The following is a 10,092-nucleotide window of genomic DNA, read 5'->3' on the forward strand; positions in this document are numbered from 1 at the left end:
GCCTCGCCCCGAGCTTCTGCAACGCCGCGACGAAGGCGTCGGTACGCTCCGTGGTGTTCTTGTAGGCGCGGATTCCCTGGTCGGTCCAGTTCAGCAGCGTGATGTAGGTCGGCACGATCTCACCTCCAGAAACGGAGGAACACCTACAAACGACCATAATTGCGCGCGGGGCAGACCGCATCCGGCGGAGGACATCGGTACGGTCACCGGATCGCGCGGGCCCGGGCTCCCACCCACACGCCGTCCCGCCCACCTGCGTGCGCACGGGCCCCGGCGGTGCCGGAGCAGCGCGCCGTGCCGCCGCGGACAGCACCCTGACCTGCGGCCGAGAAGCTCCTCGCCCGCCTCCGCTCCGAGGGCCGCACCTGACGCCCCGTACGGGAATTGTGGACCCGACTGTCAGTGCGGTGTCCTAGGGTCGGGCCATGACCACTGGTCTTGATGCGATCGTTCCCGGGGACGTCCGCACTCGGGCGCAGATTCGTGAAGTGTTCGGGGGCAGCACTCAAGGGGGCATCTGCCCCTCCAACGAAACACGCAGCGTCAACCTCTACTCGGACCCCGAGGTGGGCGAGAAGGCCGGCTACTACGACGGGTGGTTGGCCGAGGAGGACGAACTCGGTCCTGTCTTCGAATACACCGGTGCCGGGAAGTCCGGTGACCAGACCTTCGACGGGGTCGCCGGCACCGGCAACAGGGCGATCCTCCGCCATGCCGAGCAGGGACGCACCCTGCGCGTGTTCACGCGCGTGGGCACGGCGCCCGGGAGCGATGCCAAGACGCACCGCTACCTCGGGACGTTCACGTTGGACGGGGTGCAGCCGTACGTGTGGCGCCGGGTGCACGGGGAGGACGGCCACGAGCGCAACGTGATCGTCTTCCGCCTCCGGCCCGACGGCGAGGTGCAGCGCTCGCCGCACGACGTGATCCCCGCCGCCACGGAGACCGCGTCGGAGTTCGTGCCCTTCCAGGTCGTCACCGCGGCGATGCTCCACTCGGACCCGGCGACCACGGGTGCGCTGGCCGTACCGAAGCAGCGCAGGGGAAAGACGGGCACCACCAGGACACCGCCCCCTCACGCGGCGACCAGCGGCACCTTCGTCATGCCGGAGAGCTTCACCACCAAGATGAGCCTTCGGGCGGCCTCGGCCGCCGGCATCGCGGTGCGTCGGGAAGCCGAGTTGACGCAGGCGTACAAGGCGTACCTGGAGTCCCTCGGGCACAAGACCGGGGCCTTCCAGATCAGGGTGAAGGGCCTGACCTCGACGCTCCGCACCGACCTCTACGACGCGACCGATCACGTGCTGTACGAGGCCAAGGGGTCGAGCTCCCGCGAGGACGTGCGGATGGCCCTCGGCCAACTCCTGGACTACAGCCGCTACGTCACCGCCCCGGACCACGAGGGAGAGCCGAGGCGGGTCGTCCTGCTGCCGTCCGCACCCGACCCGGACGTGCCCTCCCTCCTCGACCGCCACGGCGTCGGGCTCGTGTACCGGTCGGACGACGGGGAGTTCGTCGGCCACGACGTCCCCACCGCGGGCTAGGCACTCCGCGCCTCCACGTCGCCGCGCCGGCCGGACCGGCGACGTGGAGGCGGTTGCGCGGTCCCACCGGCCGAGCGGCTAGAGCTCCCAGCGCTTGACCAGCGTGCCCAACGGCGTGGCACCCGAGTAGGGGATGAGGTTCAGTGGATGCATCCACGCGTCCGAGAAGTGGATGTTCAAGTGGAGCGCCAACGGCAAGAGGACGTCCTGGTCGGGCATCGCATCGACCTGCACCAGCACATCACCGGGTGCCGGCGACCTCTTGAGGGAGTGGTGCTGCGGATCGGACCACTGCAGGTGTCCCTTTCCCAGGACCCACACGCTGTCCGGCCACTCGACGGGGTCGCGCGATGCGCACCAGTTCGCCAAGTGGTTCCCGATGGTTTCCAGCTTGAGGCTGTCGAACGCGACGATGATCCCGGACGTCGGGAAGTACTCGTACGTCCTGCCGTAGGCCGTGGTGGAGCGGGGGATCAGCCCCGGAATCGGCCGGTACGCGGTCTTCCGCAGGCGCCGCAACCGGCTGATCTTGTCGCACGCGTCCACGAGTTGGCCGGCGTCCAACGTCGTCTTCACCTCGATCACGCCGTACACGCACTCGTTGGGGATGATCCGGTAACCGTTGAGGGTGGTGAAGGGCGGCGTCCCCTGGTCGATCAGAACGATGTCGCACTGGGGTGAGACACTGCCGTCCACGGTGACGAGTTCGGCGTTGTGGATGGCCTCGACGTGTGACGGTAAGTACCCGGAGAGGAAGTCGCGGACGAGGACTTCCCGCGACGTGCCGGCCTCACCGTTGTGGTTGAAGTTCTTGGACTGTTCGAAGTCAGCGCGCATCCTCTTGGCGACTGAACTAAGGATCTTGCCGAGCTTCTCCTGCGCCATGCGTGAATCCTAGGGCGAGCGACGTGCCGGCGGGCCGGCCCGGGGTCGCGGCCGGCGAGGGCGGCCGGGCGGGTGCCGTCCGCGGCGGAGGCGACGGACAGGGTGGCGCCGGTGAGGTCTGCCACGACCTGGCTTTCCGGACTGAGAAGTCGATCGGGGTGCGGCGCCCTCGGTGAAACCGGCTCCGTCCAGGCCGGGGTCGGTGGTCGTACCGGGTGTTCGCGAGCGGGCCCGGTCAGGCACGACTCGCCGGTTCGAGGACCGTTCCTCACGGTGCGGGTGACCGTTCCCTGTCAGGCTGCGGTCAGCCGCCGCGGAGGCCCCAGTCGTCGAGGCCGCTGTAGACGTGTGCCGTTCGGCACTGAGGTGCCGTGAGGCAGTCGGCCTCGCCCCGGTAGACGGCGATGAGGGAGTCCGTGCCGCGCCACCAGTTGTCCGTCATCCCCTGGACCTCGGGCACCGGTTCGAACCCCTCCAGGTCCAGGGCATCGACGGCGTCGCCCACGATCTTCGTGATGCTCCTGGCCCAGTACGCGGCGTGGTGGGCCAGGGCGAGGGATTCCACCCAACCGTCGATGCTGGCGTGCAGTGGTGTCCAGTGTTCGGCGTGGATGCCGAATTCGCCTCCTGGTCCGATCACGAATCCGTAGGCCATGGACACTCGCCCGTCCCCGGCCGAGAACCACCAGCCGTCCGAGACGGACCCTTCGGGCGTGTCCGCGTTCAGGATCCGCGGCCCCCCTTCGTACGCGGGGGCCGGGGGCAGGGCGATGCCGCCCCAGCGTTCCTGGAAGTCCGTGACCCGGTCGATCTCCGCGGCGGGTATCCCGCACTTGAGCCACTGGTCCCGGTGGGGCCGGATCTCCGGGGCCGGGACGCGCAGCCCGTGCGTGTGGACGAAGCATCGGGCTCTGCGACTCAGGCCCCCGGGCACACGAGGCGGCGGCGATGCGTGTGCGGTCACGCGGGGACGTTAAGGCATGGCTCCTCCCCTTAGCCCGTTGTTTTCCCGCCTGCGTGGGCGGGCGGGACCGCCTCCGGCCGCTGCGCCGGACGTGCGGTCACCGCCGTCCCCTCCTCCCGGCCGGTGCGGCGGACGGGCAGGCGTCGGTGCACGGCGGGCGGCCGTTGACCGCCACGAGGCGCACCAGCCGTACCGGGCGGGCCCGCCAGGTGAGCCGCCGGCCGTCCCGGTAGACGGTCAGCGCGCACGGGCGGCCCTGGTTCAGCCGGGCGTAGTCCTCCAGCGAGCCGGGCCCGTGCACCCAGTGGTCCAGCACGTACCCGGCCTGCAGCGGCCCCAGCCCGGAGGCCACCGACCGCACCCCCGCCCGCATCCACCGGACCGCCGCCTCCGCGTCCCCGGCGGCGTACGCGTCCCGCCGCTCGGCCGTCTCCGGGGAGTCCTCGGCGGCGGAGACGGCCTCGCACCACACGCCCGGCCGGACGAGCGGTGTGCGGTGCGGCTCCCCGGACCGGCCGCCCCGGGTACGCGGCGGCGGCGTCGGCGGCGGCGGCGGTGTCCCGGCTGCGTCGGCGGCGGAAGTGGTCAAGCCCGGCTCCTCGAACTGACGGTGGAGCATGAATGGTGCCGGAAGTCCGCCGCATGACAAGGAATTTGCTTGCGGCATATATGACAGCTCCGTCCCGGACGTGCGCGTACACCCAGATAACCGCCGCGAGGCAGGCGGCGGGTATGCCGTTCAAAAGTTGAACTCCGCAGCGGACAAGTGCCGTTTTGGTTTTCTCTTTACTCGCGTGCACGGGAGACAAGTCTTAACGTTCCGCCATGAGCCGCACACGGAACGAGGTGCTCGCCGCGTGGATGGCCGAGCACAAGGTCACCGCCCGCGAACTCGCGGACCAGGTCAACGCCGCCATCGCGGACTTCACGGGCAGGTACGGCACGCTCGGTGAGCGCGGCGTCTACCGCTGGCTGTCGGGAGAGCACACCTGGCCGAATACGCGTCAACGTATCGCACTTGAAAGGGTTACCGGCCGAACAGCAGTCCAATTAGGGTTCCGCCCGAGGGGGAAAAACTCCACCACTCCTTCGCCTCCCGAGGAGGACCCCGTGCACCGCCGAACCTTTATCGCCGCAACCACCGCCGCCGGTGCCTCTCTCGCCGCCCCGGCCGCCGCGAACTCGCAACGCCGTCTCGGATCGGCCGACGTGGACCGGGTGAAAGCCGAACTCGCCGCCTGGGTCGGCATGGACAACCGCTACGGCGGCACCCGTACACAGGAACGGCGAGCGGTTTCCATGGCCCGGGAGACCCTTGACCTCCTCCAGCACAACACCGCCTCGTCCCGGGTGCGTTCCGAGCTGTACGCCGTCGCCGCGTCCTTCTCCAACAGCGCCATGTGGGCCGCCATCGACGGCCGCCGCCTGGACGCCGCCCAGCAGCACCTGAACCGGACCGTCACCCTGGCCGGTCTCTCCGGCGACTCCGCCGCGCAGTTCCGCGTCTGGGGCCACGCCGCCATCCTGTACCAGCAACTCGGCCGCCCCGCCGACGCCCTGGCCGCCGCCGAGGCGTCCCGGGCCACCGCCGTCGCCCGGCGCGACCCGTTCTACGCGTCCCTCGCCCTGGCGCGCCTGTCCACCTACCACGCGAAGCTCAACGACCCCAGGAACGCCCTGCGTTACCTCGACCTGGCCCAGGAGGCGTTCGACCGCGCCGACCCCGGCCTGCCCCGGCCCCCCTGGATGGGCTTCCACGACCAGGCGGAACTCGACGGCCAGGCCCTGATCACGCACCTGATCCTCGGGCGGTGGGACGACGCCGAACGCCACGCCCACCGGTCCCTGGCCCGGCTCCGCCCCGACCTGGAACGCAACCGCGCCCTGACGTACGCGGACCTCGCCCTCGCCCAGCTCGGACAGGGGGACATCGAACCGGCCGTCGCCTCCGCCCGGACCATTCCCGCCCGGATCGCGCGCCAGGGCCGCGTCCGCAAGCGCCTGGACGACTTCACCCGCCGGCTCACCGCCCTCGCCCCGCGCAGTTTCGAGACCGGCGCCTGGCGGGAGCACTACCGGGCGGTGGCCGTATGACCGGCACCGACTCCCTCGTCCTCCGCCGCACCGCCGACGTGGCGGAGGTCCGGCAGCTCCTGCTGGACGTCCACGTGGAGGTCCGCGGCGAATTCGGCCTGCTGGAGCAGCCGTTCAACTCCGTGGAACGCTTCGACGAGCGGCTGGGCCGCTACGCGTCCCGGCCCGGCTGGGAGGCCGTCATCGGCTACCGGCAGGACGAGCCGGTGGGGTACGTCTTCGGCGTGCCCCTCGCCCCGGACACCGGCTGGTGGTCCACCATGCGGCAGCCGCTGCCAAAGGACTACGTGCGGGAGACCGGCAGCCGCACGTTCGCCGTCAACGAGATCCTGGTCCGCCGCCCCTGGCGCGGCACGGCGGGCGCCGGAACGTCCCGGCGGCTCCACGAGGCGCTTCTCGCCCGGCGCACAGAGGAACGCGCCACGCTCCTGGTCGATCCCACCAGGTCGGACGGGCGGCTGAAGGCGGTGTACGAGTCGTGGGGGTACGAGGAGGTGGGCCGGCAGCAGCCCTTCCCCGACTCCCCCGTCTTCGCCGCCATGGTGCGCGACCCGCTGCACCGGTGACCCGTGACCCGTTTCCGACCCGCCCCTGCCCCGCTTCCCGAACGGAAGGAGAGACCAGCACCATGCGCTTGGGGATCACCGGACACCGCGGGCTGCCCGAGCCGGTCGCCGAGGACGTGCGCACCGCGCTGCGCGCGGAGGTGCGGCGGTACCGGGCGGACGACCTCGTGGGCGTGTCCTGCCTGGCGGACGGGCCCGACACGTGGTTCGCCGAGGCCGTGCTCGACCACGGCGGACGCATCGAGGCCGTCCTGCCCGCCGAGGCGTACCGCGGCGACCTGCCCGAGTGGCACCACCCCGCGTACGACGACCTGCTGCGGCGCGCGGCCGAGGTGCACCACACCGGGCTGCTGGAGTCCGGCCCGCACGCCCACCAGGCGGGCAGCGAGGTCCTCGTCGGCCTGGTGGACGAGCTGCTCGCCGTCTGGGACGGCAGGCCGGCGCGCGGGTACGGCGGCACCGCCGACGTGGTGGCCCACGCCCGGCGCGTCGGCGTCCCGGTCCGGGTGCTGTGGCCCGAGGGCGCCACCCGGGACTAGCGGTGCCTCTCCGGTGCGGAGGTGATGTGGCCGGCGATGGGCGGGCGGTGCCGGGGCCGCCGTCAGACGATCGGCGGAACCGCCGTCCCGGCGGCACTTCTCGCACGGCTCCGCTCGTGACCGCTCATGACCGCTCGTGATCAGGCGGGCCGGGCCGTGAGCGCGGCGAGTTCCCCGAGGACTCGGGCCGCCGGTGCCGGATCGACCAGCCATTTCAGGTGGCTGCCCCCGAGGGTGCGGACGTCGTAGGGGTTGTCCGGCGTCAGCGCGTCGCCCTCGCGGATCAGCCGGTCCTGCATGGCGAGCGGCATGCTCGCGTCGTCGGCCAGACGCACGAAGGTCTTCGGGATGCGGCCCCAGGTCGCGGCCTGCGCCCGGTCGGCGGAGGTTCCGGTGTCCAGGTTCTCGTCGGGCTGGAAGGTGTTCAGGAAGGTCAGGAACTCCTCGTCGGTGCCGTCGGCGAGGAAGGCCGCCTTGAACGCCGCGAGGGCGTTCGGGTCCGCGGTGCGGAAGTTGACGCGGAGCAGGCCGAGTTCGGCCGGGTTCCCGGCCATCGCCAGAGCCAGCGAAGCGGCGTCGACCGTGGCCATCTCCGGCTCGGCGTAGTAGTCGTTGACGTCCAGATCGACCGGGCACCAGGCCGAGACGTAGACGATGCGGTCGATCAGGTCCGGCCGGGCGTTGGCCGCGGCGGTGGCCGTGATACCGCCACGGCTGTGCGCGACGAGGATCACCGGCCCGTTCTCCTTGGCCCGTTCCAGTGCCCCGATCAGGTGCGCGGCGTTGTCGGCGAGCGTGACGCCCCTGATCGAGCCGGGTGCCGCGGCGAGCGCTTCGAGGTCCTGCGGCGCCTGGTAGGCGCGCGAGTAGGTGGCCGCGAAACCGTGGCCGGGCAGGTCGACGGCGACCGAGCGGTGTCCGAGGAGGCCGAGTTCGGCCTGGAGCGGCGCGAAGGAGAAGGAGTTCGCGAAGGCTCCATGGACCAGTACGAACGTCGGTTGCATCTGTCTGCTCACTTTCCGGTCTCCGCCGCGCCGGCGGCACGCGCGGCCGGGGGCGAGCCGTCGTCCTGCGCACCGCCCCGCCGCAGGGACGTCTTCGGGGTCTTCGTGCGCGGCGGGCGCCACGCGGTCGGGTCGGGCGCGGGGTTCCGGTCGGGGGGCAGCGCCGACGGGTGCCTGGTGTCCGACGGGTCACCCTACTCAGCGAAAGATCGCCGGAACTACCGGTACGAGCCCTTCCGTTTGTGCGCTTCGCCCCTCGCTCGCCCCCGACCTCGGCAGGCGGGCCTTCCTGCCGCCTCCTGTCACCGTCGATGCGCGGGGAACACCTCCCTCACGTCGTGGTGCACGGGACATCCCCCGCGTGGGCCGCGCCTGGAAGGATGCCCCCCGAGACTCCGCGCGACCAGGACCGGGAGACACCGTGGTCCGCGACCTGTACAACGTCCGCCCCGTACCGTCGGAGCAGGAGCAGGAGGGGCCCGCCCCGCTGACCGAGGAGGAGGAACGGCGTTTCCGGGCGGTCCTCTTCACCGAGCTGGGGAACACGATCGCCGACCACGGCTGGGCCCGGTTCCCCGCCTACAGCCGCCAGGACCGCCGGCGGCTCGTCGACGTCGGCCGCATGCTGAGCGAGCACTGGGGCATCCCGGTCACGGTCGAGGCGGAGGACGAGTGCGCGATGCGCCTCTCGCTCGCGTCCCCCGCGGACCACGGCCCGCACCGCTGACCGCAGCAGCGGCCGTCCCTCCCGCCGGTGCCGTGCCGGGTCAGTCCTCGACGACCGTCAGCCCGGCCTCCGCCGCCGCCAGCGCCGGCGCGTGGCCGAAGAGGCCGGGCAGGCCGCCGGAGTGCAGGAGGACCGTACGCCGCCCGGGTGCGACGGTGCCCTCCGCAACGGCCGCCACCAGGCCGGCCAGGGCGCGGCCGGTGTAGACCGGGTCCAGGACGAGGCCCTCGGTGCGCGCGGCGAGGGTGAGGGCGGACATGACCGGCTCGGACAGCTCGCCGTAGCCCGCCCCGACCTGGTCGAGGCGCACCCGCAGGGCCTGCGGCGGACAGGGCGCGCCGGTCAGGCCGGAGACCAGCGCGGACACGGCCTCGGCGGGCTCGGCGACGGCGCCGACGTGGACGCCGAGCACCCGCTCGGGCCCCAGTGCGGCGACGAGCCCGGCCATGGTGCCCCCGGAGCCGAGCGCGACGACCACGGTCTCCAGGTCGGGCGCCTGGTCGAGGAGTTCGCGCCCGCACTCGGCGTAACCGCGCGCGCCGAGGGCGCTGGAGCCGCCGAAGGGGATCAGCGCCGGGACGGCGCCCCGCTCGCGCAGCCGCTCGGCGACCCGCCGGGCGGTGGCGTCCAGTTCCGCGCCGGAGACGTCCCCGGCCCACACCACCCGGGCGCCGAAGAGGCCGTCGAGGGCGAGGTTGCCGGACGAGGAGGCCCCCGGCCGCCCCGCGAGCACCAGGACCACGTCGAGGCCGAGCCGGGCGCCGGCCGCCGCGGTCAGCCGCGCGTGGTTGCTCTGCGGCGCGCCGGTGGTCACCAGGACCGTGGCGCCGTCGGCCAGCGCCGCCCCGCAGGTCCATTCGAGCTTGCGGACCTTGTTCCCGCCGCCGCCGAGGCCGATGAGGTCGTCGCGCTTGATCCACAGGTCGTCCGCGCCGAGCCCGAGCGCGCGGGCCAGCCGCGGCGCGGGATCGAGCGGCGTCGGCCAGGTGCCCAGGACCGCCCGCCGCCGGTCGTCGCCCGGATTCGTCATCGCCCTCTGCCGTTCCGTGGGATGTCGCCGCACCGTGCGTGCCGCGGTGACGGCCATGGTGGCACACGCCCCTCGCCCCGCCCGGCGGCCCTACGAGGCGTTCCGGGGACTCAGTCCTGCCCCGTGTCGTCGTCCCGGGCGGCGTTGAGCGTCTCTTCGACGGTGATGTCGACGATCCGGTCCCGGTCCGCCGGACCGAGCGCCGCGGGGGACGTTCCGGCCTGGTCGAGCCGTACGCGGACGTGGCGGGTGACGACGTCCCGGCCGGGGTCGGCGTTCCTCGTCCTGAGGTCGTTGTAGACGGTCCAGGCCAGGGTCGCGACGCTCACGACGAGGGAGGCGAGGGAGACGGGGTCGAGGTAGCGGTCGGGGCGGGCGGCGCCGTCGCGGGCGTGGAGGGCGGCCTCCACATCGGCCGGGAGGGAGGGGGCGTGCGGTGTGGTGAGGCGCTGCGCCGCGGCTCGCGCGCCGCGTGCGATCGGGTCGGCCACGGCCATGGGTGCTCTCCTTGTGGTGGTCAGTCGGCGGCGGGCGGGTCGGTGAGGACGTACTGGCGTACGGCGGGCGGAAGGGGGGCGCCGGTGACGGCCTGCCAGGTCCGTTCGAGGGCTTCGACGCCCAGCGTGTGCGTCAGCCTCCTGAGGTGGTCGGGGCCCGGTCCGGTCGCCGGGTGCGGGAACTGGTCGAACAGGGCCACGCACCTGACCATCCATGTCAGCGCCTCCTGCGGCTGCTCGCG

12 protein-coding genes and 1 pseudogene are annotated in these 10,092 nt (G+C 72.6%); 5 read left to right on the forward strand and 8 right to left on the reverse strand.

All coding sequences use genetic code 11. The features are described from left to right. Window positions 1–115 (reverse strand): annotated as a pseudogene (locus VE546_RS21210) (GYD family protein); the annotation flags it as partial. A 373-nt stretch (window positions 116–488) separates the two neighbouring features. Here VE546_RS21210 and VE546_RS21215 point away from each other — a divergent pair. Beyond that, window positions 489–1,544: a hypothetical protein gene (locus tag VE546_RS21215; protein WP_324924736.1), complete on the forward strand. Its 1,056-nt coding sequence runs from the start codon at window positions 489–491 to the stop codon at window positions 1,542–1,544. Between the two features lie 78 nt (window positions 1,545–1,622). On the opposite strand, the gene VE546_RS21220 is transcribed toward VE546_RS21215, so the two are convergent. The 3 genes from VE546_RS21220 to VE546_RS21230 all read right to left on the reverse strand — a co-directional run bounded on the left by VE546_RS21220 (window position 1,623) and on the right by VE546_RS21230 (window position 3,982). Further along, window positions 1,623–2,429, reverse strand: a complete 807-nt coding sequence (locus tag VE546_RS21220) for a DUF6602 domain-containing protein (protein WP_324924738.1) — start codon at window positions 2,427–2,429, stop codon at window positions 1,623–1,625. 304 nt (window positions 2,430–2,733) lie between these two features. Beyond that, window positions 2,734–3,393, reverse strand: coding sequence for a hypothetical protein (locus VE546_RS21225; RefSeq protein WP_324924740.1), 660 nt, complete (start codon window positions 3,391–3,393; stop codon window positions 2,734–2,736). Window positions 3,394–3,490: 97 nt separating this feature from the next. Then, entirely contained in the window at window positions 3,491–3,982 is a 492-nt protein-coding gene (locus tag VE546_RS21230; RefSeq protein WP_324924742.1) for a hypothetical protein, read from the reverse strand. A gap of 236 nt (window positions 3,983–4,218) precedes the next feature. Here VE546_RS21230 and VE546_RS21235 point away from each other — a divergent pair, with 236 nt between their 5' ends. The 3 genes from VE546_RS21235 to VE546_RS21245 all read left to right on the forward strand — a co-directional run bounded on the left by VE546_RS21235 (window position 4,219) and on the right by VE546_RS21245 (window position 6,592). Then, entirely contained in the window at window positions 4,219–5,487 is a 1,269-nt protein-coding gene (locus VE546_RS21235) for a Tat pathway signal protein (RefSeq protein WP_324924744.1), read from the forward strand. Continuing rightward, a complete protein-coding gene (locus tag VE546_RS21240; protein ID WP_324924746.1) occupies window positions 5,484–6,053 on the forward strand; it encodes an N-acetyltransferase in 570 nt (189 codons plus the stop codon). The genes VE546_RS21235 and VE546_RS21240 overlap by 4 nt, the downstream gene beginning before the upstream one ends. A gap of 62 nt (window positions 6,054–6,115) precedes the next feature. After that, on the forward strand, window positions 6,116–6,592 hold the full coding sequence (locus tag VE546_RS21245) for a hypothetical protein (protein WP_324924748.1): 477 nt from the start codon (window positions 6,116–6,118) through the stop codon (window positions 6,590–6,592). A 140-nt stretch (window positions 6,593–6,732) separates the two neighbouring features. Here the strand turns inward: VE546_RS21245 and VE546_RS21250 are convergent, their stop codons facing one another. Then, window positions 6,733–7,608: an alpha/beta hydrolase gene (locus VE546_RS21250; protein WP_324924750.1), complete on the reverse strand. Its 876-nt coding sequence runs from the start codon at window positions 7,606–7,608 to the stop codon at window positions 6,733–6,735. Between the two features lie 409 nt (window positions 7,609–8,017). Here VE546_RS21250 and VE546_RS21255 point away from each other — a divergent pair, with 409 nt between their 5' ends. Continuing rightward, entirely contained in the window at window positions 8,018–8,323 is a 306-nt protein-coding gene (locus tag VE546_RS21255; protein WP_324924752.1) for a hypothetical protein, read from the forward strand. A 40-nt stretch (window positions 8,324–8,363) separates the two neighbouring features. Here the strand turns inward: VE546_RS21255 and VE546_RS21260 are convergent, their stop codons facing one another. The 3 genes from VE546_RS21260 to VE546_RS21270 form a co-directional block, all read right to left on the reverse strand. After that, a complete protein-coding gene (locus tag VE546_RS21260) occupies window positions 8,364–9,353 on the reverse strand; it encodes a pyridoxal-phosphate dependent enzyme (RefSeq protein WP_324924754.1) in 990 nt (329 codons plus the stop codon). A 110-nt stretch (window positions 9,354–9,463) separates the two neighbouring features. Beyond that, on the reverse strand, window positions 9,464–9,850 hold the full coding sequence (locus tag VE546_RS21265; protein ID WP_324924756.1) for a hypothetical protein: 387 nt from the start codon (window positions 9,848–9,850) through the stop codon (window positions 9,464–9,466). Between the two features lie 20 nt (window positions 9,851–9,870). Continuing rightward, a partial coding sequence (locus tag VE546_RS21270) for a hypothetical protein (RefSeq protein WP_324924758.1) occupies window positions 9,871–10,092 on the reverse strand: 222 nt, incomplete at its 5' end.

It is taken from the genome of Streptomyces sp. (genome assembly GCF_035644915.1).
Taxonomy (GTDB): domain Bacteria; phylum Actinomycetota; class Actinomycetes; order Streptomycetales; family Streptomycetaceae; genus Streptomyces.

Excerpts from the sequence above, each read along its gene's own strand:
- VE546_RS21220 (WP_324924738.1), bottom strand. The coding sequence starts at position 2,429 with ATGGCGCAGGAGAAGCTCGGCAAGATCCTTAGTTCAGTCGCCAAGAGG.
- VE546_RS21235 (WP_324924744.1), top strand. The coding sequence starts at position 4,219 with ATGAGCCGCACACGGAACGAGGTGCTCGCCGCGTGGATGGCCGAGCAC.
- VE546_RS21240 (WP_324924746.1), top strand. The coding sequence starts at position 5,484 with ATGACCGGCACCGACTCCCTCGTCCTCCGCCGCACCGCCGACGTGGCG.
- VE546_RS21245 (WP_324924748.1), top strand. The coding sequence starts at position 6,116 with ATGCGCTTGGGGATCACCGGACACCGCGGGCTGCCCGAGCCGGTCGCC.
- VE546_RS21260 (WP_324924754.1), bottom strand. The coding sequence starts at position 9,353 with ATGACGAATCCGGGCGACGACCGGCGGCGGGCGGTCCTGGGCACCTGG.
- VE546_RS21265 (WP_324924756.1), bottom strand. The coding sequence starts at position 9,850 with ATGGCCGTGGCCGACCCGATCGCACGCGGCGCGCGAGCCGCGGCGCAG.